This window comes from Jiella pacifica, assembly GCF_010500815.1.
Classification (GTDB): Bacteria; Pseudomonadota; Alphaproteobacteria; order Rhizobiales; family Rhizobiaceae; genus Jiella; species Jiella pacifica.
On the sequence record NZ_JAAAMG010000011.1, the window covers coordinates 97,240 to 120,914 of the forward strand.

Consider the following 23,675-nt stretch of genomic DNA (forward strand, 5'->3'; position numbering starts at 1 on the left):
GCGCCGACGACGAAGCTGCCGATCTCCCTCCTTGCGGGGGAGATGCCCGGCAGGGCAGCGGGAGGTTCCCCGCCGCTCCGTCTGAGCCTCTTCAAGAACGGTTGACGACACCGCCGGTCATCGGCTGCGGCACACCGGTCGTCAGGGGAAAGCTGATCGGCAGACCGGCGAGGCGGCGCATGGCGAGATGGGCGAAGCACTCCGCCTCGACCGCGTCGCCCCTGAGGCCGACGGCATCCGCATCGACGACGGCGACGCCGGCCCGCGTTTCGATCGCCGCCATGATCGCCGGGTTGCGCCGGCCGCCGCCACAGACGATCAGCCTTTCGGGCCGCACCGGCAACAGGTCGAGCGCCTTGCCGACGGCGCCGGCCGTGAACGCCGTCAGGGTCGCAGCACCGTCCGCGAGCGACAGGCCCCCCGCCATCGCCATCTTGAAGCTGAAGCGATCGAGCGACTTCGGATAGGGCTTGGCGAGCCAGGGATGGTCCAGCAGCCGCGCCAGCCGCGCTTCGTCCACCCTGCCGGCCAGAGCCAGCCGTCCGTCGCGGTCCATCGCGCCGGCGCCGTGAGCCTTGATCCAGTCGTTGATCGGCGCGTTGGCCGGGCCGGTGTCGAAAGCGATCAGCCGCTCGCCGTCGAAGTGGGTGAGATTGGCGACGCCGCCGAGATTGAGGATCGCGGTCTCGGACCCCGCCCCGATCCGTTCCAGCATCGCCCGGTGATAGATCGGCGACAGCGGCGCCCCCTGCCCGCCGGCCGCGACGTCCGCCGAGCGGAAATCGTGGACGACGGTGATGCCGAGCATGCTCGCCATCAGCGCCCCGTCGCCGAGCTGGCGCGTGCGGCCGGGAATGCCGGCTTCGGGCGGGCGATGCAGAACGGTCTGGCCGTGGAAGCCGACGGCCGCGACATCCGCGCGCGGCAGGCCGTTGCGCTCGCAGAACTCCGCCACCGCCTCGGCCTGCGCCTCGCTCAAACGCCGTTCGGCCCGCGCGAAACTCTCCGGCTCGTCACCCTCGAACTGCCAGTCGAGCGCGTCCTTCACCGCTGCTTCGATCAGCGGCGTGACGGCGGCCTCGTAAGGCACCAGTTCGTACGGCCCGAACTCCCCGATCGTCTTGCCGTCGGTGCGGATGGCCGCGACGTCGATGTGGCCGTCGAGCACGGTTCCGGTCATCAGGCCGATCGCCCATCGACTGTCGGTCATGATTGGCTTTCCTTCTTGGCGGCGGGGCCGGCCTGCCGCGATCGAACGTGAGTCCAAAGGCTGGCGCCTGGGCTCCCGTCCCCGATCCTAGAACGGCGACGGCAGCAGGCAAACCACGAAGCCGAGGGCCCCGAGGATCATGCGCTTCGCCGGCCCGGCGGTCGAGATGAGGCCGAAGGAGAGGAACCACAGGCCGGCGGCGATCTGCAGGAAGGCCGCACCCGCCGCGAGCGGCCGGTCGGCGAGATGAATGATCGCCGGGTTGGCGATCATCGCCAGCGGAATGACGTAGAGCCCGACCCCGAGGCGCATGGCCGAGCCGGCGACCTTCAGCCAGTTCTCGCCGGCCATGCCGGCGGCGATGAACACCGCCCCGCAGACCGGCGGCGTGATGGTCGACAGCAGCGCGAACCAGAAGACGAAGAGATGGGCGAGCAGCGGCTCGATGCCGAGGCGCTGCAGGGCCGGTCCGGCGACTGTCACGCAGATGACGTAGGCGGCCGTCGTCGGCACCTCCATGCCGAGCAGGATGCAGGCGAGCGCGGTCAGGAGCAGCGCGGGAACCAGCGATTCGCCGGCGAGCGCCAGGATCGCCGAGGTCACCTTCACGCCGAGGCCGGTCATGCCGAGGACGCCGACGACGATCGACGCGCAGATGATGATGGCGGCGATCACCGCGATCTGGCGCCCGGCCTCCAGCGCCGCCGTCCCCGCGCGTTCGAGGAAGCGGCGAATCGAAAAGGAGAAGGTGGCATCGAAGAACAAGAGCAGCGCCGCCGAAAGGATGGCGAGGCAGGCGGCATATTGCGGCGTCAGCCCCGCCCCGAACATTGCATAGAGAAGAATGCTGAAGGGAACCAGGAAGAACAGCGTGGTGATCAGGACGATGCGCGGCTTCGGCCGATCCGCTTCGGCGACGGATGCGAGATCGTAGCGTCGGGCGAAGAGATCGATGCCGATCCACACCGTCAGGAAGTAGAGGATGGCTGCCGGCAACGCCGCGACGATGATGTCGCCATAGGGCGTGCCGGTGAGTTCGACCATGACGAAGGCGCCGGCCCCCATCAAAGGCGGCATGATCTGCCCGCCGGAGGAGGCGACCGCCTCGACCGCCCCGGCCAGGGCCTTCGGATAGCCGAGCCGCTTCATCGCCGGAATGGTCACCGCGCCGGTCGAGGCGACATTGGCCGAGGCCGAGCCAGAGATCGACCCGAACATCGCCGACGAGAGCACCGAAACCTTGCCCGCACCGCCTCTGAGGCGTCCGGCGGCGGCGGCGGCGAGATTCATGAAACCTTGTCCGGCCTCGCCGGCATTCAGCACCGCGCCGAGAATGACGAAGATCGCGACGATGCCGACAGAAACACCGGTCAACGAGCCCCAGAGGCCACCCTCGGTGATCGTCATCGTGCCGAGGAAGCTCTCGACCGGAAAGCCGGGATGGCCGTATTCGCCGGGAACGTACTGGCCGAACAGTCCGTAGGCGAGGCAGGCGGCGGCGACGAGCGGCAGCGGCCAGCCGATCGCCCGGCGCGCCGCCTCCAGCGCCACGACGACGAGCGAGACGGCAACAGTGATCTGGAACGGCGTGTCGAGATAGCCGTACTGATCGGACAGCGCGTCGGCATTGAGGGCTACGTAGAGGCAGCAGAACTCCCCGACGAGAAGGAAGATCCAGCCGGTCACGAGCTGGAGACGCGACCGACCGATGAAGACGAACAGCCAGGGCAGCGCCAGCGCCATGTGCAGCGGCCGGGCGAAGAGCGCCGGAACGAGGCCGGAAAAGACCAGCGCCAGATGAAAGAAGATGGAGAGGAGCCCGAGGCCCTGCCAAAGGAGGAGCGGGCGCGCCGGCTCCTCGGCTGCGGTGGTCGAAAGGCTCATGGGGATCGTCCGGGGGAAAAGGGTCGGCGGCGGGGAACTCGACCGCGACGCCTCGTTGGGGGCAGACCGCCGGGCCGCGAAGGGGGACGGCGGTGCCCCCTCCGGCAGTCCTCGGCATCTTGCGGCGGAACGCCTGCTCCGCCGATGAGACGTTACTTCAGGGCTGCGGGCACCGAGACGCCGGCTTCCTCGTAATAGCGCAGGGCGCCGGGATGGAGCTTCACCTCGCCCTCGCCGAGAAGCTCCGGATCGACGGCCTTCCACCAGCGTGATTCGCCGGAGAGCTCGGCCTTTTCCTCCCAGAAGGTCTTGGTGAGCAGATAGGCAGTGTCCTCGCTCATCGCCGTCGTGGCGAAGGCGAAGACCGGCAGCGAGGTGGTGACCGTGTCCACGTCGACCCCGGCATAGGTGCCGGCGGGAATCACCTGGCGGCTGCGGCCGGTCTTTTCCACCTGATCGTCGTCGAGGGACAGGAGCGCGATCGATCCGCCGGCGGCCGCCTCGATGACGTTCGGGGCGGGAAACGAGCCGGCGGTGACGAAGCCTTCGATCTGGCCGTTCTTCAACGCGTCGGCGGCATTGCCGAGTTCGGCGTCGGCGACGGTCACCTTGTCCTTCAGGCCGAAGAGATCGAGATACTTCTCGCCCTCGGTGGCGCCGAAGCTGCCCTTGCCGAGAAGGATGGTCTTGCCTTGAAGATCGGCGAGGTTCTTCGCATCGCTGCCGCCGGCGACGACGAAATGCATGGTGAGAGAGGGAATCGGAAACAGCGCGCGGATGTCGGCAAAGCGGGGATTGGGCCGCTTGGCGAAGGGGCCTGTCCCGGCCGCGGCCGATGAAACCAGCCCGGGCGGGGCAGTGAACACGTAGTTCCCCGGTCGCGCCGCCGCTTCCATGACGTTCTGCACCGAGCCCTGACTTTCCTCGACGGTGAGGATCGCCGCCCCGTCCGTGCCGGCCTTCACCGCATTGGCGAGCTCGACGCCCATCTGATAATAGGACGTGCCGCTCTTGGCCGACTTGTAGGCGATGCGCTCCTCGGCATTGGCAGAGGATGCGGCGCCGGCAAGGATGGCGAATACGCCCGCCAGCGCGGTGATCTTGATCTTCTTCACGGATTTCCTCCCCTCGCGCCCGGCCCTTCGCTCGTTCGATCCGCCCGGCGTCGTTTCGCTCGATGCCACCTGTCTCGGCGGCGGCGAGGACCATGTCAATCCTCGCCTTTCCGCGTCGGCAACGACCGCTGCGGCCGAACCCGTCGCGGCGAAGGTCGATCGGCCGGCAGCCCGCGCCGGCAGCCCCGGCCGAGGCGCGGACGAGAAAGATTGCAGATCGATGACGAAAGGGTGCTTGCAATCGGCGCTGCGAGCGGCTACCTAGCCCGCCAACGAGGAAAGCCGATCGGCTCGTTTCTCGCTTCGAGTGCGCCCGTAGCTCAGCTGGATAGAGCACCAGACTACGAATCTGGGGGTCAGAGGTTCGAATCCTTTCGGGCGCACCATTCTTTCAATGACTTAGCAATGCTCCGCAGACCAGACCTGTTGATCAGTCTGCGCAAATCGCCTCCTCGATGTGGAGAGTGGCCTCGTCGCGGCGCGTCGCACGCTAAGGTGCCATTCGGCGAGGCATATTGGTTCTGACTCATATCCGATGCAGTTGAGGAGCGGGCTGGCGATTTCTGAAGGCGGTCGCCTTTGAATCGGCGTGGGGTCTCGAAGCCGATTTGTGCGGTAAACTGCTGATCTCGGTGGAAGGCATGGGTCGCTTCCGCGTGACGGGCGAGCCCGGTCATGTGGGGCCGCATGTCGAAGTCCGCGCGCTCGCCCCCTGCTTGCTTGACCTGATTGTCAGCTGCGCATAATCCTGATGCCGACGGTTCCCCGACCATCGACATGGCGGGGATTAAAAGGGAACACGGTGAGGACGACCCAATCGGGGCCGAAACCGTGGCTGCCCCCGCAACTGTAAGCGGATGCCGATCGTCCCCGCGATGCTCTTTTGGGCATTGCGGCGGGTTCCGGGCCACCGGAGCCATGCCACTGTGACGGGCCCTAAGGGTTTTGCATGGGAAGGCAGACGAAAGGCGCGACCTCCGCGAGCCAGGAGACCTGCCGTCATATGTTCAATCCACTCTCGAGCGGGGATGCTCGAAAAGGATATCCATGACGGTCAATCGACTGCGCTCCGGCGCGAGTGCCTTCTTTCCATCGATGAGCCGGCCACTGGGCTTCAGCCCGGAACGATAGCCCTTTCGCCCTCGCACGATCCTTCCATCATCAGGCAGGGACGGCGTCGCTCGTCGACGCGTCGTTTCCTTGCCGGCTCTTCGAGGTGCGATTCATGTCGTCTTTCCGCCGTCACTGCGGCCTTGCCGCCATCGGCTTCGTTCTTGCTTTTGGCTCGACTGCGGCACGAGCGACCGATTACCCGCTGTCTCTCGACAATTGCGGGATTGCGCTGAGCTTCGAAAAGGCGCCTGAGCGGGTCGTCTCGATCGGCCAGAGCATGACCGAGATCATGTATCTCCTCGGCCTGTCCGACCGGGTCGCCGGCACCGCCCTTTGGGTCGCGCCGGTGCTTCCGCAGTTCGAGGAGGTGAACGAGGAGGTCAAGAGGCTCGCCGACAACGATCCGAGCTTCGAAAGCGTCGTCGCCGAGCGGCCCGATCTCGTCACCACTCAGTTCGAGGGGCAGGTCGGCCCGCATGGCGTCGTCGCGACCCGCGAACAGTTCGCCGATCTCGAGATCCCGGTCTACACCTCGCCTGCCGACTGCGTCGGCAAGGACAATTCGAACGGCGGCGACGGCCTTCGCACGAATCCCTTCTCGATGGACCTCGTCTATGAGGAAGTGAGCGATCTGGCCCGGATCTTCGACGTCGAAGAGCGCGGTGCCGCCCTGATCGCCGATCTGAAGGCACGGGAACAGGCGGCTGAGGAGAAGATCGCCGGGCTCGACGGCGACGTCTCGGCCGTCTTCTGGTTCTCCAGCGCCGATCTCGATATCGACCCCTACGTTGCGGGCCAGAGCGGCGCACCCGGCGCCATGATGAAGACGCTGGGCGTGAAGAACGTCATCGACAGCGAGGAGGAATGGCCGACGGTCGGATGGGAGACCATCGCCCGCGCCAACCCGACCATCATCGTGATCGGAAAGATGGATCGCCGCCGCTTTCCCGCCGACGACATCGCCGTCAAGCAGCAGTTCCTCAAAGAGGATCCGGTCGTCAGCTTGATGACGGCCGTCAGGAAGGGCCGCGTGATCGTAATGGACGCCCAGGCGATGAACCCGACGATCCGGACGATCTCCGGCCTCGAAGTCCTCGCCGATGCTTTGGTCAAGGCAGGCCTCGTCCAGTGACCCCCTTTGCCAGCGCCTCGCTGCGGGGCCTTGCCGTCGGCGCCGTCTGCCTGACGCTTCTCGTCGCCGCGCTCCTCTTCGGCGCGGCGATCGGCGAGACGCGCATCCCCCTGGAGACGGTCGCAAGAACGGTTGCATCGCACCTGCGGGGCGGCGTTCACGGGATCGATCCGATCGATGCCGGCATCGTCTGGAACTACCGCCTGTCGCGGGCGGTGGTGGCGGCCGCCTGCGGGGCGGCGCTCGCCGTCTCCGGCGTCGTCCTGCAATCGCTGCTGCGCAATCCGCTCGCCGACCCCTATCTCCTCGGCATCTCCGCCGGTGCCTCCTATGGCGCCGTCTCGGTCGCCATCCTTGGGCTCGGCGGCGGGTTCCTGTCGCTTTCGGTCGGGGCGCTCGGCGGCGCGCTTCTCGCCTTCGGCTTCGTCGTCGTCCTCGCCTTTCTCTCCGGGCGGGGCCCGACCGCCATCATCCTCGCCGGCATCGCCGGATCGCAGCTCTTCAACGCCCTCACCTCCTTCGTCGTCACCAAGTCGGCGACGGCCGACGAGGCGCGGGGCATCATGTTCTGGCTGCTCGGCAATCTTTCCGGCGTGCGCTGGCCGGACGCCTGGCTGGCGGTTCCGGTGGCGCTCTTCGGACTGACGGTCTGCCTCCTCCATTCGCGAGCCCTCGACGCATTCGCCTTCGGCACCCATGCGGCTGCGGCTCTCGGCATTGCCGTGCGCCGGGTGCAGGTGGTGATGATCGGCACGACGGCGCTGATGACCGCCGTCATGGTGTCGCTCGTCGGCTCGATCGGCTTCGTCGGTCTTGTGATCCCCCATGCCGCCCGGCTGATCGTCGGCGTGCGCCATGGCATCCTCCTGCCGACGGCAGCCCTCGTCGGCGCGGTCTTCCTCATCGGCGCCGACGTCCTGTCGCGCACCATCATCGCCGGCCAGGTCCTGCCGATCGGCGTGATGACGGCGCTGTTCGGCGCGCCCGCCTTCGCCCTCATACTCGTCCATCGCCCGGCGCAAACGGGGGGTGGGCGATGAGCCGGCTTGTCGCAAAGGGTCTGACGCGGCGCGCCGGCGGGCGGGCGATCGTCGACGGCGTGTCGCTCGAGCTCGTCGAGGGCGAGTTCCTCGCGCTCGTCGGACCGAACGGCTCGGGCAAATCGACGCTGATCTCGATGCTGGCGGGGCTGAAGCGGCCGCATGCGGGCGATGTGCGGCTCGGCGGGGCTCGTCTCGACAAGACCCCACGGCGCGACGTCGCCCGCGCCATCGCCGTCGTCGAGCAGCAGGCCGAGACCGGCGAGCGGCTGACGGCACGAGAAGTGGTGGCCCTCGGCCGCACGCCCCATCTCGGGGCCTTGTCCCCCTGGGGCGAAGAGGATGAAGCAGCGGTCGAGGCGGCGCTGGCCGCCGTCGACATGCTGCGCTTTGCCGATCGCGACTGGCACTCGCTGTCCGGCGGCGAACGCCAGCGATTGCACATCGCCCGGGCGCTCGCCCAGGAGCCGGGCATCGTCATTCTCGACGAGCCGACGAACCATCTCGACATCGAGCACCAGCTGGCGATCCTGGCGCTGGTCAAGGCGCGACGGATGACGGTCCTCGCCGCACTCCACGACCTCAACCACGCCGCCCTCTTCGCCGACCGGATCGCCGTCATGGATCAGGGCCGCCTCGTCGCGCTGGGCCGGCCGGGCGAAGTCCTGACGCCGGAGCGCATCGCCACGACCTTCAAGGTCGCGGCGATGATCGAGACGGCAGCGGACGGCGGCTGCCACATCCGCTTCATGCCCCTGCCCCACGGCTCCCAGCCTCCCAGCCGGCTGCCCGAAAGGCACGACAAGCCACGCGTGATCAACCTTCTTCACGGACGAGTCTAGAAGGTTCGCGAAAGGCTCGATTTCACCCGCCGCAATGGGATGGAGGACTCGATCCCCGCTACGCCTTCGATTTTGGTCAGGCGCCCGACGAGAAACGCTTCGAATTCGCGCATCGAGCGAGTGACGACGCGCAGGAGATAGTCGCGATTGCCGGTCATCAGCCAGCAGTCGGACACTTCCGGCAGCCGCTTGATCGCCGTCTCGAACGTCGACAGTGCATGATCGATCTGCCGATCGAGCTTGACCGAGACGAAAACCGCAACCTGAAAACCGAGCGCTTCCTCATCGATCAGGGCCGCGTAGCCCGTGATGATCCCAGCCTGCTCGAGCCGTTTGACCCTCCGCGCGATCGGCGTCGGGCTGAGGCCGATCTTTTCGCTCAACGCCTGAATGGACATGCGGCCATCAGCCAGGAACGCCCGGAGAATCTGGAGGTCGACCGCATCGATTTGAGAGGATTCAGACACGATTGCACCCATTTGCAGCGATTACCAACAATATCACTCTCAGTCATAGCGAAAAAAGCCAGAAACCGCGCGCTCGTCACCACTATGCTGCATCGCGTATGTTTGGGGAGGAAAGCTTGGCTTCGATAGATCTGACGACGATCGAGCGCCGCCTGTTGTGGCTCTCGCATTGGATGATCCACCACGCCAACCACCTTCGGCCGAAGGTGGACGGCATCAAGGTCGGCGGTCATCAGGCGTCATGCGCCTCCATGGTGCAGATCATCACCGCTCTCTACTTCTCGGCTCTGAAGCCGGAGGATCGCGTCGCGGTCAAGCCCCATGCCTCCCCTGTCTTCCATGCCATGCAGTATCTGATGGGGTTGCAGACGCGCGAGGCACTGGAAGCGTTTCGCGGGTTCGGCGGGGCGCAGAGCTACCCCAGCCGCACCAAGGACATCGACGACGTGGATTTCTCCACCGGCTCGGTCGGGCTTGGCGTGGCGATCACCAGCTTCGCCTCGATCGTCCAGGATTACATCACCGCCAAGACCTGGGGCGCCGACGTGCCGCTCGGGCGCATGGTCGCCTTGGTCGGCGACGCCGAACTCGACGAGGGGAACGTCTACGAAGCCTTGCAGGAGGGGTGGAAGAACGACCTTCGCAACTGCTGGTGGATCATCGACTACAATCGCCAATCCCTCGACGGCATCGTGCGTGAAGGCCTGTTCTCACGAATCGAGAAGATTTTCGCCGTCTTCGGCTGGGATGTCGTGCGGATCAAGCACGGCGCCCTGCAGAGAGCTGCGTTCGCGGAGCCGGGTGGCGCCAAGCTGCGCGATTGGATCGATTCGTGCCCGAACCAGGACTATTCCGCCCTGACCTTCATGGGAGGCGCGGTCTGGCGCGGGCGATTGATGAACGATCTCGGCGATCAGGGCGACGTTTCGGCGCTGATCGACCGGCGCAGCGACGACGAACTCGCCGACCTGATGGAAAATCTCGGCGGCAACTGCGTCACGACCATGGCCGAGACGTTCGCCGCGCACGACCATGAACGCCCGACCTGCTTCCTCGCCTACACCATCAAGGGCTGGGGCACGCCGATCGCCGGCCACAAGGACAATCACGGCGGCCTGATGACCAACGCCCAGTTCGACGCCTGGCAGGACCATATGGGCGTTCCGGCGGGGCAGGAGTGGGATCCCTACGCCACGATCGAGGATGTCGAAGCCTTCAAGTCGTCCCTTGGCGAGGTGCCGTTCTTCGCCAAGGGGCGGCGACGGTTCAAGGATGACAAGCTGGCGGTCCCGCCCGTGACTTCGCCGAGCGACAAAAGGATCTCGACGCAAGCCGCCTTCGGCAAGATCCTCGATGATCTGAGCAAGGGTGACAGTGATCTCGCCCGGCGTATCGTCACCACCTCCCCAGACGTGACCGGTACCACCAATCTCGGCGCCTGGGTCAACCGGCGCAAGCTCTTCGCACGGGCGGAGATGGCAGACGCCTTCATCGAGCACAAGATTCCCTCGACGGCCAAGTGGAACTTCGCGCCCGACGGGCAGCATATCGAGCTCGGGATCGCCGAGATGAACCTTTTCCTGCTTCTCGGTGCGGCAGGGCTGTCCCATTCGCTGTTCGGCAGACGGCTGATCCCGATCGGCACGCTTTACGATCCCTTCGTGTGCCGCGGTCTGGATGCCCTGAACTACGCCTGCTATCAGGACGCCCGATTCATCGTCGTCGGCACGCCCTCGGGGGTCACCCTCGCCCCGGAAGGCGGCGCCCATCAGTCGATCGGCACGCCGCTGATCGGCATGAGCCAGGACGGCTTGTCGGCGTTCGAACCGGCCTTCGCCGACGAACTCGCCGTCATCATGGAGTGGGCCTTCGAATATCTGCAACGGGACGGCGATGTCGGTCTGGACGAGCGGACCTGGCTTCGCGACGAGACCGGGGGATCGGTGTATCTGCGGCTGACCACCAATCCCATCGAACAGCCAGGAAAACGGGTCGACGACGATTTCCGCCAAGGTGCCATCGACGGCGCCTACTGGCTGAAGAAGCCGGGACCGAACTGCGAGCTCGTGATCGCCTATCAGGGCGCGGTCGCCCCCGAGGCGATCAGCGCGGCCGGCGTCCTCGGAGAAGGCCGACGCGACATCGGCGTCCTCGCCGTCACCTCCGCCGATCGACTGAATGCCGGATGGCTCGCGGCCCAGCGGGCCAGGACGCGCGGCCAGCGGCAGGCCCTCTCCCATGTCGAGAGGCTGTTCGCGGATTTGCCGCGCCAATGCCACCTCGTCACGGTGATCGATGGACACCCGACAACGCTTTCCTGGCTCGGATCGGTCGCAGGTCATCGCACTCACCCGCTCGGCGTCGAACATTTCGGCCAGACCGGGACAATCGGCGATCTGTATCACCATTTCGCAATCGACGCCGCTGCGATCGTCGCAGCGGTCGACGGACTGACAGCAGGAAAACGGGTCGGCAACGGGCTCATGGCCCACACCGGCGCGTTCTGAGGCGGCAGCGCGAGCGTGGCTCGACGGGTCAAAAGACGTCGACGAGACGTGGGGCCTGGATCGAATTCGCCACTTCGATCAGCTTCGGCGCGATCGTGCGCCGGATCTGGTCCACGGACAGTTTGTGGCTCGAAAGCGAACACTGCACGCATGCCACCGGGCGCCGATCACCATCGAGGATCGGCGCCGCCACGGCGATCTCGTTCAACAAGTTTTGGCTGTCGGTCAGCGCGTAGCCGTCAAGCGCCGCCCGACCGATCTCGGCGGCGAGAAGCCCTCTGTCGACGACCGTTTTGGCGGTGCGCGCCTCGATCCGCCAATTGGCGATGGCGGCTTCTCGCTCGCTATCCGGCAAAGCCGAGATCATCGCCCGCCCACCGGCACTCGTTAGCGCCGAAACGCGCCGGCCAGGGATGGTGGCCCCGATGGAGGTCAGCTGGGTTGGAATTCGGATGATATAGACGATGTCTTGCCCGAAGAGACGCGCGCAATTCACCCGCTCGCCGAGGTCGCGGCTGAGCTCGATCAGTTTCGGCATGGCAAGCGGCACCAGCGCATCCGACCACAGATAGGCGCTGCCGAACTCCAGCATCCTCAGCGTCGGACGATAGCGTTTCGTTTCGCGGTTCTTCCCCAGATAGCCGGTGCGGTGGAGCGTATTGGTCAGGCGTTGAGCCGCACTCTTGTCGAGTCCGGCCAGGCTGGCGATCTCGCCAAGGCTGAGATCCGTTCGCCCCTCACCGAAAACCGCCAGGACCTTCAGGCCTTTCGCCAGAGAGGCGACGAACAGCGTATCCTGCTTGGCGGGCTCGCCGGACCTGCTCATTTCCCAATCAGATTCCGCCATTGAACACTTCCTCGCCAAAACGGCTTGACAGCTGCAGATTATAAAATACGCTGAGTGAAAATAACATACGAAGTATCATAATGTAATATAACCCACAAAGGCAAGGTGTCTCATGTCCCATCTGCGTATTGGTCAAAGGAAACCCACGATGCGTCTGGCGGGCCTTTCGTCGCTGGTCGCCGCGGCCCTTCTGGCCTCGACTTCGGCCTACGCCGGAAAGGCGGATGACACGTTGCACGTCGCCTTCACCAAGGAAGTCGAGAACGTCGATGTCTATTACACCACCGCCCGCGAAGGCTTGATCCTCAGCCATTCGATCTGGGACGGGCTGGTCCATCGAGATCCGGCTTCCGGCGACTATGTGGGAAACCTCGCGACCCAATGGCGCTGGGTCGACGACACCACCCTGGAGTTCGATCTGCGCGAAGGCGTCAAGTTCCACAATGGCGAGCCGTTCGATGCCGACGACGTGGTCGCGACGGTCAATTACGTTGTCGATCCCAAGAATGGCGTAAAGGCCCCAAAGAACGTCAACTGGATGAAGTCGGCCGAGAAGATCGACCAGTACAAGGTCCGCATACACCTCGCCGCACCGTTTCCCGCAGCGCTCGAATTCTTGTCGAGCGTCGTCCCGATGTATCCGAACGAGTACTACGCCAAGGTTGGTTCGACCGGCATGGCGAAGCAGCCGGTCGGCACCGGGCCCTACAAGGTCGAATCCGTCGAGCCCGGCCGTCACTTCGTCCTGAAGAAGAACGAAGACCATTTCGGCGGCCCGAAGGCCGACGCAGCCATCGAGACGGTCGACATCCGGACCATCCCGGAGATCAATACCCAGCTTGCCGAACTTGCGACGGGAGGGCTCGATCTCATCTGGGGCGTTCCAACCGACCAGGCCCAGATGCTCGACGCCCAGGGCGGTTTTAACGTGGTCAACGAAGAGACGATGCGCGTCGGCTACATGACCATGGATGCCGCCAAGCGGACGTCCGGCGATACGCCGATGGCGAACAAGAAGGTTCGCGAGGCGATCAATTACGCCATCGACCGCAAGGGCATCGTCGACGCCCTCGTTCAGGGGTCGTCGGAGGTGATCAACAGCGCCTGTTCGCCGATCCAGTTTGGCTGCGACCAGGATGTGAAGGTCTATGACTACGACCCTGAGAAGGCGAAGAAACTTCTTGAGGAGGCCGGTTATGGCGACGGCTTCTCGATCGAGTTCTATGCGTATCGCGATCGGCCCTACGCCGAGGCCCTGATGAACAATCTGGCCGCCGTGGGCATCAGGACCAACCTCAACTTCCTGCAATACGCGGCCTTGGCCGACAAGGTTCGCCAGGATGGCATTCCCCTCGGGTTCATGACTTGGGGCTCGAACTCCATTGCAGACGTTTCGGCCATCTTGCCCGAATTCTTCGGCGGCGGCGGCCAGGACCAGTCCCGGGACGAAGAGGTCCAGAAGGCGATCGTGAGCGGCGACACGTCGATCGACAAGGACGCCCGCGCGAAGAGCTACTCCAAGGCACTGAACCGGATCGCCGACGAAGCCTACTGGGTGCCCCTGTGGACCTATGGGGCCTACTACGCGATGTCGCAGGACACGAATTTCAAACCGACGTCCGACGAGATCGTCCGCTTCTTCGACGTGACGTGGAACTAGGCCTCGCCTCTACCCGGCGCAGCAGGAGCGAGACTTCTGCGCCGGGGCCCCTCGAGGCGAGGGTGCGCACCGCCGGCCCGCTGCTTTCGCGTGGGCGGGCCGCACGAAACCGCTTTGGCAAACACCACCTCGATCCCTTGGATCGACAGCCTCGATCGGGCGAACCGATATGATGAGATTCGTCTTGAGAAAGATCGTCATGGCCGTTCTGGTCGCACTGACGGTCTCGATCATCAGCTTCAGCCTTCTTTATCTCTCTGGCGATCCGGCCGTCGCCATGGCCGGAGAAAACGCCGACGACGCGGCGATCCAAGCGATCCGTGAAGGCTACGGATTCGATCGGCCGTTCATCGTCCAGTATGGTGACTGGCTGTTCAGCGCCCTGAGGGGCGACTTCGGCGAAAGTTATTATTTCCGGGTGCCGGTGAGCGAAGTCATCGCCGATCGCTTGCAGATCACCATGCTCCTCGGCCTCTTTTCGACCAGCTTCGCCCTGGTGGTCGCCATCCCGCTCGGGGTCGCCGCAGCGCTTTGGCCGAACTCGATCATCGACCGTGCGGCGCTTTTCCTCAGCGTCGTCGGACAGGCCATCCCGAGCTTCTGGTTCGGGCTGATCCTGATCGTCATCTTCGCCATCGACCTGCGGCTTCTGCCGGCGTCGGGCTCGGGGACCTGGGCGGGCTTCGTGCTGCCGACTGTCGTGCTCGGCTACTACGCCACGCCCGCCATCATGCGCCTCACCCGCACCGGCATGCTGGAGGTGCTGTCCGCTGACTACGTCCGCACCGCCCGCGCCAAGGGGCTTCCCGCCCCCAATATCGTCTTCAAGCACGCGTTGCGCAACGCCATCATCCCGGTCGTGAGCCTCGCCGCGGTCCAGATGGGGTTCATGCTCGGTGGGTCCGTGGTGGTGGAATCGGTCTTTGCGCTCCACGGCGCGGGATATCTCGCTTGGGAATCGATTTCCCGGAACGATCTGCCGACGATGCAGGCCTTGGTCCTGATCTTCTCGATGTTCTACATCGCGTTCACCATCCTTGCCGACGTCGTGAATGCCTGGCTCGATCCGCGTCTGAGGGTATCCTGATCATGAGCGCCACGGCTTCCGCGCCCCTCTCCGGCAAAGCCCGTCTCACGCCCCGCCAGCGCTTTTGGCATCGAGCCCGACATCACCGCGGGTTCGTCTTCGGCGCCGTCGTACTGGCGACCATCGTCGCCGTCGCGATCTTTGCGCCGCTGATCGCACCGCACGATCCCTATCTTCAAGTCCTGTCCGATCGGATGCAGCCGCCGGTGTTTCTCGGCGGCACCTGGCATCACCCGCTCGGCACCGATGCCCTCGGTCGGGATTATCTGTCCCGCCTGCTCTACGGCGCCCGCATATCGCTGCTGATCGGCCTCGTCGCCGCGACGATCTCGGCCGTCATCGGCACCACGCTCGGTATTCTTGCCGGCTATTTCGGCGGCCGTGTCGATACGGTCGTGACCTTCCTCATCAATGTGCGCCTCGCCCTTCCGGTGGTGCTGGTGGCGCTCGCCGTGGTTGCGCTTCTCGGCGGCTCGCTCACGGTCGTCGTCTCGGTGCTCGGCCTCCTCTTGTGGGACCGCTTCGCCGTGGTGCTGCGAAGCGCGACGCGGCAGGTGCGGACCATCGAATACGTCGCGGCGGCAGAAGTTCTCGGCGCCAGCCTGCCGCGCATCCTCTACAAGGACATCCTGCCGAACATCGCGAACCATCTGATCGTCATCGCCACCCTGGAAATGGCGCATGCCATCATTCTGGAAGCCGCGCTGTCCTTCCTCGGTCTCGGCGTTCAGCCGCCACTTCCCTCCTGGGGCCTGATGATTTCGGAAGGCAAGGCGATGCTCCTCTTCCAGAGCTGGCTGATCACCATTCCCGGCGTCGCCCTGTTTCTTCTGGTCCTGGCGATCAACATGTTCGGTGACGGCATCCGCGACGTGACCACGCCCGAAGGACGCGACTGATGGCCGACGATCCCAGCAAAAACGATCCGATCCTCTCCATCCGCGACCTGACTGTGGCTCTGCCCGAGGGCGGCGACCGGCCGTACGCCGTCGAAGGGCTCTCTCTCGAGGTTCGGCCGCGCGAGATCGTGTGCATCGTCGGCGAGAGCGGATCGGGAAAGTCGATCACCGCCTTCACGACCATGGGACTGTTGCCCGGCGCACTTCGCCCCACCGGCGGAGAGCTGCGGTTCGAGGGACGTGACCTTCTGGCAATACGGCGCAAGGAGCATGCGGCCCTGCGCGGCAAGAAGATCGCGATGGTGTTTCAGGAGCCGATGTCGGCGTTGAACCCCTGCTACATGGTCGGCGACCAGATCGTGGAAGTCTTCGCAACGCACACGGCGCTGTCCAAAGCCGAGCGGAAAGCGAAAACCCTCGCTCTGATGGACGAGGTGAAACTGCCCGATCCCGAGCGGATCTATCGCAGCTATCCGCACCAGCTCTCGGGGGGACAGCGACAGCGACAGCGCATCGTCATCGCGATCGCGCTCGCCCTCGATCCACGTCTTCTCATCGCCGACGAGCCCACGACGGCGCTCGACGTGACCACGCAGGCTCAGATCCTCCATCTGTTTGGCCAGCTGCGCGAGAACCACGACGCCGGCATCCTGTTCGTCACCCATAACTTCGATGTCGTTGCCGAAATCGCCGACCGCGTCGTGGTGATGGAAAAGGGCAAGATCGTCGAGGAAGGGCCTGTCGGCGACGTCCTGAACCGCCCGCAGCATCCCTATACCCGGCTTCTCATTTCGGCCGTGCCGAAACGCCACCCTTCCCCGCGTGATGAGGTTTCCGGAAAAGCCATCGCCCTCAAGGTGGAGGGGCTGGAGAAGTCGTTCCGGTTGCCCGGCACCATGTTCAGGGAGGGGACGTCCATCAAGGCGGTGGCCCCGGCGAGCTTTGCCGTTCGCGAGAACGAGACGCTCGGCATCGTGGGAGAAAGCGGATCGGGCAAGTCGACGCTCGTTCGCTGCCTCATCCGGCTGATCGAACCCAATCACGGTTCGGTCGAGATCGGCGGCGTGGACGTCGCGCGTCTCGACAAGCGGGCCTTTCGCATTCACCGAAAGGACATCCAGATCATCTTCCAGGATCCCTATGGCTCGCTCAACCCGCGCCGCACGGTGGGTGACCAGTTGATCGAGGGGCCGGTCAATTTCGGGGTGCCGCGCGAAACCGCCATCCAGCGCGCCCGCGAACTGATGCGGATCGTGCGCATGGACGAGGATGCGGTCCAGCGTTACCCGGTGCAGTTCTCCGGCGGCCAGCGCCAGCGCATCTGCATCGCCCGGGCCCTGGCGGTGGAACCCAAGATCCTGATCGCCGACGAAGCCGTCTCGGCCCTCGACGTCTCGGTGCAGAAGGAGGTTCTCAACCTCCTGAACGACATCAAGAAGCGCCTTGGCCTGACGCTTCTCTTCATCACTCACGATCTGCGGGTCGCAGGCGAGGTCTGCGACAACGTCCTCGTCATGGAGAAGGGCGAGATCGTCGAGCGCGGCTCGGTTGCCGAGGTCTTCGGAAATCCGCGCCATACCTATACGCGCGCGCTTCTGGACGCGATGCCCGGCAAGGGCTGGGACGTTCCGGATCTCTCCGCGATCGCAACGAGACCCACGGCATGAACAGCGCCGTGTCACGATGCCAGGCGATCCGAAAGACGGTATGCCGCTCGAAGGGCGACGCCGTCGCCGAAACGAAAGAGCAGATTTCATGAGCCGAACAGCGGCCCTTGCCGAGGCCGAAGCCTATATCGCCGATGGTGGCTTCACCGCCGATCTCGCGACCCTGGTTCGCCGGCAGTCCGTCAGCCAGGATCCGGCCTATTCGGACCAGTTGTGGGCCTATCTGCGGGACGACATGGAGCCACGTCTTCGCGCACTCGGCTTTGAAGCGCGGCTACACGACAATCCGAAATCCGGCGGCGGCCCCATCCTCACCGCGAGCCGGATCGAGGACCGCGACAAGCCAACCGTGCTCATCTACGGCCATGGCGACGTGTGCATGCCGCAGGCGAGTGGTTGGCGCGAGGGCCTTTCCCCCTTCGATCTCGTCACGAAGGGCGAACGCCTCTACGGACGGGGAACGGCCGACAACAAGGGCCAGCATCTGGTCAATCTGAAAGCGCTGGAATTCGTCCTCAGGACCCGGGGCTCGCTGGGCTTCAACGTCAAGATCCTTCTCGAGACCTCCGAAGAGACAGGCTCACGCGGCCTGAAAGCGTTTGCCGAGCAGAATGCCGACCTTCTGTCCGCCGATGTGCTCATCGCCTCGGACGGTCCGCGCCTTGCCGCCGATACGCCGACGATGTTCATGGGCTCGCGCGGCGGCCTCAGCTTCGAGCTCGTCGCCGAGTTTCGCAAGGGCGACGACCACTCGGGCAATTTCGGCGGGCTTCTCGCCGATCCCGCCATCGTGCTCGCCCATGCGCTGGCGACGATCACCGATGCCCGCGGCCAGATCCGCGTTCCCGAATGGCGGCCGACCTCGTTGACGCCGGATGTGCGGGCGGCGCTTCGCGATCTGCCGGTCGGCACAACGGGTCCCGAGATCGACACCGACTGGGGCGAGGAAGACCTGACACCGGCAGAACGGGTTTTCGGTTGGAACTCCTTTGCGGTCCTCGCGATGAAATCCGGCATTCCCGAATCGCCGCAGAACGCCATCGCCGGCAAGGCCGTTGCTCGCTGTCAGCTGCGCTACGTCGTCGGCACCGACCGGGCGGATATTCTTCCGGCCCTTCGCCGGCATCTTGATCACCATGGCTTCGAGCGGATCGAGATCCGACCCGGCCGCGACGACGAGTTCGTCGCCACGCGCTTCGGTCTCGACCACCCGTGGGTTTCCTTCGTCGCCCGATCGATCGAAACGACGACCGGCAAGCGGCCACACATGCTGCCCAATCTCGGCGGCTCGATCCCCAACGACGTCTTTGTCGAGACCCTGTCACTTCCGACGGTCTGGCTGCCCCACTCCTATGCCGGCTGCTCCCAGCACGCCCCGAACGAGCACATGCTTCTGCCGGTCGCGCGGGAGGGCCTCGACATGATGATCGGTCTGTTTTTCGACATCGGCGACGGCGAGAGCGTTCCCCGCAGGGCCGCCGGTCGCTGAGGCGCTCGTCACGAACGGTTCGAAATCGAACGTTGAAAGGCCATGCCATGAACCCCTGCGATCTGACCGCCATGGACGCGCGTCAGGCGATCGCGCGCAAAGACCTTTCGCCGGTCGAATATGCGAATGCGCTCATCCAGCGGACCGAGCAGGTCAACCACGCGGTGAACGCGGTCGTTGCCCATGACTTCGACCAACTGCTGGACGAGTCCCGAAAGGCCGAAGCGCTCGTCACGAAAGGCGGCGACCTCGGCCCGCTGCATGGCCTCGTCTTCGCCGTCAAGGATATGATCGACGTCGCCGGCTTGCCGACGACCTTCGGCTCGCCGCTGTTTGCAAAGAACATGGCGGCGAACGACGATCCGATGGTCGCGGCGATGCGCGCGGCCGGCGCCATGCCGCTCGGCAAGACCAACGTTCCCGAATGGAGCGCCGGCGGCAATACCCGCAACGCCGTCCACGGCGTCACGGCCAACCCATACGACCTGTCGAAGACCTGCGCGGGCTCGTCCGGCGGCTCGGCTGTCGCGCTCGCCTGCGGCATGGCACCGCTCGCGACCGGTTCGGATACCGGCGGCAGCCTGCGAAACCCAGCCGCCTTCTGTTCCGTCGTCGGCTTTCGCCCCTCGCCCGGCGTCGTGCCGGGAGAAAAGCGCGGCATCGCCGCACTGCCGCTGCCGACCCCGGGCCCGATGGCCCGCACCGCAGCCGATGCCGGGCTGATGCTCTCCATTCTCGCCCGCCCGGACCGGCGCGATCCCTACACGGCGGTGATCGCCGGCAGAACTCTCTGGGATCCCTCCGGCTTTGCGAAACTGAAGCGGATGGATCTGGCAAAGCTCAGGATTGCCGTTACCGAGGATTTCGGCTTTGCTCCGACCGAAAGCATCGTGCGATCGACGTTTCGCCGGGCCATTGAGACGCTGTCTCCCGCGTTTCGCCAGATCGATGAAACGACGCCGGACTGCAGCGGTGCCGATCGCATCTTCTCCGTCCTCAGAGCGCTGATGTTCCTCGGCAATCACCATAAGATGGTGATCGAGACCCCGGATCAGGTGGGCCCGAACGTCACCGCCAATGTCGCGGAGGGTCTCGCCCTCGACCCGTTGACGATCAGTGACGCCCTCACCCGGCACGGCGCCTATTACCGGGCGTGGCAGGCATTCTTCGAGACGACCGACTACATCCTCTGCCCGGCCGTCACGGTGAGCCCGCGCCCCTGGACCGAACTCTACCCGGCAGAAATCGACGGTCGGGCGACGTCGAGCTATTATCACTGGCTGGCCATGGCCTACGCCTCGACGCTGGCGGGCCATCCCTCGATCACCATTCCCTGCGGCCGGGACGACAAGGGCATGCCCTTCGGGCTGCAGATCATCGGCCGGCGTCACGACGATCATGGCGTCCTGTCGCTCGCGAGCGAACTCGAAGCCGTCATCGGCGGAACCAGCACGTTGCAGAACCCGCGGCCAAATCTCGCGGCCCTTCAGAGCGCCCCTCCGCTCAAGGAAGCGGAAGGCTTCTGGAATTTCGGCTGAGCGGATCCGAGCGTCGCCGCGGCTCAGCCGTCCTTGTAGTAGTAGCTGTAACCGTTGAGGGCCGGCGCGCCGCCGAGATGGGCGTAGAGGACCTTGGAGCCTTCCGGGAAGAACCCCTTCTTGGCAAGGTCGATCATGCCCTGCATGGATTTTCCCTCATAGACCGGATCGGTCATCATCGCTTCGGTGCGGGCCGCCAGCCGGATCGCATCGTTGGTCGCTTCGCTCGGTACGCCATAGGCCGGATAGGCATAATCGGGATTGATGACGATCTCTGAATCCTCGATCTTGCGTCCCAGCTCGACGAGTTCGGCGGTGTTGTCGACGATCTCACGAACCTGCGCACGGGTCTGATCGGGCGTTCCCGAGGCGTCGATGCCGATCACCCGGTCCGCGCGACCATCGGCGGCAAACCCGACGACCATGCCGCCGAAGGTCGAGCCGGTCACGACGCAGACGACGATATAGTCGAACTTGAAGCCGAGTTCGACTTCCTGGCTGCGCACCTCTTCGGCAAAGCCGACATAGCCGAGCCCGCCATATTTGTGGACGGACGCGCCCGCCGGAATGCCGTAGGGCTTGCCGCCGGCGTCACGAACCGACTGCATCGCATTTTCCCAGCTCTCGCGGATGCCGATGTCGAACTCGTCCTCGACGAGCCGGGAATCGGCGCCCATCAGCCGGGTCAGAAGAATATTGCCGACGCGGTCATAGACCGCATCGTAATGCGGCACCCACTTCTCCTGGACCACCACGCATTTCAGCCCGAGTTTCGCCGCCGTCGCTGCGACCATACGGGTGTGGTTCGACTGGACGCCGCCGATGGAGACCAGCGTGTCGGCGCCGGAAGCCAGGATGTCCGGAACGATATATTCGAGCTTCCTCAGCTTGTTGCCGCCGAAAGCCAAGCCGGAATTGCAGTCGTCACGCTTGGCGTAGACGTCGATCTTGCCGCCAATTGCGGCACTCAGACGCGGCAGATGCTCGATCGCCGTCGTGCCGAAGGTGAGAGGATAGCGCTCGAATTTTCCCAGCATGCCGATACTCCGTTTTGCGATACCGGAACACTAGCATCTCGCACTTGAAACGTGCTTTCGTTTTTCAAGCATAAATGCGCAGTTTGGTGATATTTCTGGCTCGATATGCCGTCTAAATCTCCAGGAAGAACGACTTGTTTGAAAGAATCTCTCACCATGGGAATTGACCGGATCGACCGCAATATCCTGCGCCATCTGCAAAGCGACGGGCGGCTCTCGAACGCCGAGATGGCGACGCTTGTGAATGTCAGCCCCGCAACCTGCCACCGGCGCACCCAGCGCTTGTTCGACGAGGGATGGGTCAAGTCGGTCCGAGCGCAAATCGACCCGGATCGTGTCGGCCTCGGCGCCGTGGTGATGGTCGGCGTGGTTCTCGACCGCTCGACCCCCGAGAGCTTTTCGGCCTTTGAGGAGGCCATCACCAAGCTCCCGGTCGTCCTCGACTGCCATTTGGTCGCCGGCGATTTCGACTATCTCTTGAAAATCCGAGTCCGCGACATGGCGGACTTCAATCGACTTCATGGTGAAACGCTGATCGCCTTGCCGGGCGTGCGACAGACGCGGACGTTCTTCGTCATGAAGGTCGTCAAGGATTCCGATCCTTTGGCGTTTTGAAAAGAGTTTCCGCCGCTGCATGCGAGGATGACGCAGCCTGCAGGGTGTCGCCAAAGCCTTTCAGATGATCGGCAGGACGCATCGCCCTGCGATCCGGCGCATGGACCATAGGCGGCCGCGGGGGCGGGTCGCCGCCGCCGAAGGGGCGACCGTCGCGAGCATAGGCGCAGATCTGCCCGGTCTTGGTCCGCCCGCCTCCCAAATCCAAAACCGGGGCGGCATCCTTCGTGACGTGCCGAAAATCACCGTTCAGAATAGAATGGCGGACCGATCGCCCCGGCAGCCCTCAGATGCTATTGTCAAAGTGATGGCGATTCACAGCCGAAAGCCGATGATCAACCTTCGTCGAGCGATCTGGTGTGGGACCACCTCTGCGAGGATCCGGAGCAGACGATCCAGACTGTGTTTCGGCGTGGAACATTGCGCGCCGATCGACAACTAGCCACGCCCTGATAGGCATCCGCCGACCCAGTGCTGCCTCTCTCAATGATCAACTGAAGACTGAAGTGAGCCGCTTCGGTCGCACCTGCGGTAAGGCGGGGCGATCTGCGGTCACTTTCGGAAAGGATATCCATATGGCTTTGGCGCGCATGACGGCCGAAAGTCGGTCGCTGCTGACCAGACTCGTCCGCGAACCCGCTGAACACCCGGACACCGGCCTCATTCCCGATCTTACGAGGCTCGGCTTCATCGAACGCCGCGACTCGAAGTGGTATGCGACACGCGCGGGAAAAGACTATCTGAAAACGCATCGATGACGCTCCATCCAAACGACTAAGCGTCGAACGGTCCGCGGCTCAACCGGCTCCGGTTGGCTAGCTCCTGCCAGGATCAGGGGGCCGCAACACCTCAGGAGACAGCATGGCCAGAAAACCGAACTTCAACATGGAGCGTCAGGAACGCGACAAAGCCAAGGCCGCTAAGAAGGCCGCAAAACTGGACGCCAGGATCGCGAAGAAGGAAGACGATAGAGCGTCCGGCCCTGATCGAGCAGCAGAGACGGTCGACACCAGGAAGGAGAGAGAATGAGCGACGGCTCAGATTCCCGGAAGAGCGCCGATAGCCATTTCAAACAGCTTCGAGACGACAAGACGACGGAGAAGTCCCAAAAGCTGGAGGCCACTCGGGTGAAAGCGGATGTGGAGAAGACGGCGCGCCTGAAGGCCGCCCGGGTGGCGAAGGCGGCCGAGACGAGCAAAGAAAAGTAGACGCCACCTTCGGAAGGTGGACCGGGCGCCCCACATGAGGCAGCCCGGTCACGGTTGGCGTTCAGGCCATCTGAATGTTGACCGCCTTCGGCCCCTTGCCACGATTGTCGGGCTCGGTGTCGAAAGACACCTTGTCGCCGTCGTTCAGGGACCTGAGGCCGGATCGTTCGAGAGCCGAAGCGTGGACGAAGATGTCACCGCCGCCGCTGTCGGGAGTGATGAAACCGAATCCCTTGTCCGCGTTGAAGAACTTTACTGTGCCTGTCTGGGCCATGTGTTTTCCGATTTTGTCCTGTCCGAACAGACCGTCGTGGCCTG

General features: G+C 64.6%; 21 protein-coding genes, 1 tRNA gene, 1 pseudogene and 1 riboswitch. Of the genes and pseudogenes, 15 read left to right on the top strand and 8 right to left on the bottom strand.

Annotation, left to right across the window (positions count from 1 at the left end; genetic code table 11):
- Nucleotides 1-91: 91 nt before the first annotated feature.
- From GTK09_RS14540 to GTK09_RS14550, 3 genes are all read right to left on the bottom strand, one after another.
- Nucleotides 92-1,210 (bottom strand): anhydro-N-acetylmuramic acid kinase, encoded by a 1,119-nt coding sequence (locus tag GTK09_RS14540; RefSeq protein ID WP_163463893.1) that lies wholly within the window; start codon nt 1,208-1,210, stop codon nt 92-94.
- A gap of 87 nt (nt 1,211-1,297) precedes the next feature.
- On the bottom strand, nt 1,298-3,094 hold the full coding sequence (locus GTK09_RS14545; RefSeq protein WP_163463894.1) for a TRAP transporter permease: 1,797 nt from the start codon (nt 3,092-3,094) through the stop codon (nt 1,298-1,300).
- 152 nt (nt 3,095-3,246) lie between these two features.
- Nucleotides 3,247-4,209 carry a TAXI family TRAP transporter solute-binding subunit gene (locus GTK09_RS14550; protein WP_163463895.1) on the bottom strand — a complete coding sequence of 321 codons (963 nt, stop codon included), beginning with the start codon at nt 4,207-4,209 and terminating at the stop codon, nt 3,247-3,249.
- 309 nt (nt 4,210-4,518) lie between these two features.
- Between GTK09_RS14550 and GTK09_RS14555 the strand changes: the two genes are divergently transcribed.
- From GTK09_RS14555 to GTK09_RS14565, 4 genes are all read left to right on the top strand, one after another.
- Nucleotides 4,519-4,595, top strand: a tRNA-Arg gene (locus tag GTK09_RS14555).
- 355 nt (nt 4,596-4,950) lie between these two features.
- Nucleotides 4,951-5,224, top strand: a riboswitch (cobalamin riboswitch).
- A 210-nt stretch (nt 5,225-5,434) separates the two neighbouring features.
- A complete protein-coding gene (locus GTK09_RS27475) occupies nt 5,435-6,454 on the top strand; it encodes an ABC transporter substrate-binding protein (RefSeq protein ID WP_246217915.1) in 1,020 nt (339 codons plus the stop codon).
- Entirely contained in the window at nt 6,451-7,494 is a 1,044-nt protein-coding gene (locus tag GTK09_RS14560) for a FecCD family ABC transporter permease (RefSeq protein ID WP_312869869.1), read from the top strand. Before GTK09_RS27475 ends, GTK09_RS14560 begins: the two co-directional genes overlap by 4 nt.
- Nucleotides 7,491-8,336 carry an ABC transporter ATP-binding protein gene (locus tag GTK09_RS14565; protein WP_163463897.1) on the top strand — a complete coding sequence of 282 codons (846 nt, stop codon included), beginning with the start codon at nt 7,491-7,493 and terminating at the stop codon, nt 8,334-8,336. The genes GTK09_RS14560 and GTK09_RS14565 overlap by 4 nt, the downstream gene beginning before the upstream one ends.
- On the opposite strand, the gene GTK09_RS14570 is transcribed toward GTK09_RS14565, so the two are convergent.
- Nucleotides 8,333-8,815, bottom strand: coding sequence for an Lrp/AsnC family transcriptional regulator (locus tag GTK09_RS14570; RefSeq protein WP_203561042.1), 483 nt, complete (start codon nt 8,813-8,815; stop codon nt 8,333-8,335). The genes GTK09_RS14565 and GTK09_RS14570 overlap by 4 nt on opposite strands.
- 161 nt (nt 8,816-8,976) lie before the next feature.
- Between GTK09_RS14570 and GTK09_RS14575 the strand changes: the two genes are divergently transcribed.
- A complete protein-coding gene (locus GTK09_RS14575) occupies nt 8,977-11,310 on the top strand; it encodes a thiamine pyrophosphate-binding protein (protein WP_246217926.1) in 2,334 nt (777 codons plus the stop codon).
- Between the two features lie 28 nt (nt 11,311-11,338).
- On the opposite strand, the gene GTK09_RS14580 is transcribed toward GTK09_RS14575, so the two are convergent.
- Entirely contained in the window at nt 11,339-12,157 is an 819-nt protein-coding gene (locus GTK09_RS14580; RefSeq protein ID WP_246217917.1) for an IclR family transcriptional regulator, read from the bottom strand.
- A gap of 148 nt (nt 12,158-12,305) precedes the next feature.
- Between GTK09_RS14580 and GTK09_RS14585 the strand changes: the two genes are divergently transcribed.
- The 6 genes from GTK09_RS14585 to GTK09_RS14610 all read left to right on the top strand — a co-directional run bounded on the left by GTK09_RS14585 (nt 12,306) and on the right by GTK09_RS14610 (nt 20,497).
- The gene (locus GTK09_RS14585) at nt 12,306-13,817 is read left to right on the top strand and encodes an ABC transporter substrate-binding protein (protein ID WP_163463900.1); all 1,512 of its coding nucleotides are present in this window, start codon (nt 12,306-12,308) and stop codon (nt 13,815-13,817) included.
- Between the two features lie 169 nt (nt 13,818-13,986).
- The gene (locus GTK09_RS14590; protein WP_163463901.1) at nt 13,987-14,904 is read left to right on the top strand and encodes an ABC transporter permease; all 918 of its coding nucleotides are present in this window, start codon (nt 13,987-13,989) and stop codon (nt 14,902-14,904) included.
- Between the two features lie 2 nt (nt 14,905-14,906).
- Nucleotides 14,907-15,803, top strand: coding sequence for an ABC transporter permease (locus tag GTK09_RS14595; protein WP_163463902.1), 897 nt, complete (start codon nt 14,907-14,909; stop codon nt 15,801-15,803).
- Nucleotides 15,803-17,470 carry a dipeptide ABC transporter ATP-binding protein gene (locus tag GTK09_RS14600; RefSeq protein WP_163463903.1) on the top strand — a complete coding sequence of 556 codons (1,668 nt, stop codon included), beginning with the start codon at nt 15,803-15,805 and terminating at the stop codon, nt 17,468-17,470. Before GTK09_RS14595 ends, GTK09_RS14600 begins: the two co-directional genes overlap by 1 nt.
- Before the next feature lie 88 nt (nt 17,471-17,558).
- The gene (locus GTK09_RS14605; RefSeq protein ID WP_163463904.1) at nt 17,559-18,959 is read left to right on the top strand and encodes a M20 family metallopeptidase; all 1,401 of its coding nucleotides are present in this window, start codon (nt 17,559-17,561) and stop codon (nt 18,957-18,959) included.
- A 47-nt stretch (nt 18,960-19,006) separates the two neighbouring features.
- Nucleotides 19,007-20,497: an amidase gene (locus tag GTK09_RS14610; protein ID WP_163463905.1), complete on the top strand. Its 1,491-nt coding sequence runs from the start codon at nt 19,007-19,009 to the stop codon at nt 20,495-20,497.
- A gap of 23 nt (nt 20,498-20,520) precedes the next feature.
- Here GTK09_RS14610 and GTK09_RS14615 read toward each other — a convergent pair whose 3' ends face one another.
- Nucleotides 20,521-21,540 (bottom strand): 1-aminocyclopropane-1-carboxylate deaminase, encoded by a 1,020-nt coding sequence (locus GTK09_RS14615; protein ID WP_163463967.1) that lies wholly within the window; start codon nt 21,538-21,540, stop codon nt 20,521-20,523.
- Between the two features lie 132 nt (nt 21,541-21,672).
- On the opposite strand from GTK09_RS14615, the gene GTK09_RS14620 reads away from it, so the two are divergent.
- On the top strand, nt 21,673-22,149 hold the full coding sequence (locus tag GTK09_RS14620) for an Lrp/AsnC family transcriptional regulator (RefSeq protein WP_203561044.1): 477 nt from the start codon (nt 21,673-21,675) through the stop codon (nt 22,147-22,149).
- A gap of 37 nt (nt 22,150-22,186) precedes the next feature.
- Here GTK09_RS14620 and GTK09_RS27480 read toward each other — a convergent pair.
- Nucleotides 22,187-22,366: pseudogene (locus tag GTK09_RS27480) on the bottom strand (IS66 family transposase); the annotation flags it as partial.
- Between the two features lie 358 nt (nt 22,367-22,724).
- Here GTK09_RS27480 and GTK09_RS14625 point away from each other — a divergent pair.
- From GTK09_RS14625 to GTK09_RS14630, 3 genes are all read left to right on the top strand, one after another.
- Nucleotides 22,725-22,907 carry a hypothetical protein gene (locus tag GTK09_RS14625; protein WP_163463907.1) on the top strand — a complete coding sequence of 61 codons (183 nt, stop codon included), beginning with the start codon at nt 22,725-22,727 and terminating at the stop codon, nt 22,905-22,907.
- Between the two features lie 103 nt (nt 22,908-23,010).
- On the top strand, nt 23,011-23,178 hold the full coding sequence (locus tag GTK09_RS27200; protein WP_203561045.1) for a hypothetical protein: 168 nt from the start codon (nt 23,011-23,013) through the stop codon (nt 23,176-23,178).
- A complete protein-coding gene (locus GTK09_RS14630; RefSeq protein ID WP_163463908.1) occupies nt 23,175-23,357 on the top strand; it encodes a hypothetical protein in 183 nt (60 codons plus the stop codon). Before GTK09_RS27200 ends, GTK09_RS14630 begins: the two co-directional genes overlap by 4 nt.
- A 61-nt stretch (nt 23,358-23,418) precedes the next feature.
- Here the strand turns inward: GTK09_RS14630 and GTK09_RS14635 are convergent, their stop codons facing one another.
- On the bottom strand, nt 23,419-23,631 hold the full coding sequence (locus tag GTK09_RS14635) for a cold-shock protein (RefSeq protein ID WP_163463909.1): 213 nt from the start codon (nt 23,629-23,631) through the stop codon (nt 23,419-23,421).
- Nucleotides 23,632-23,675: the final 44 nt, after the last annotated feature.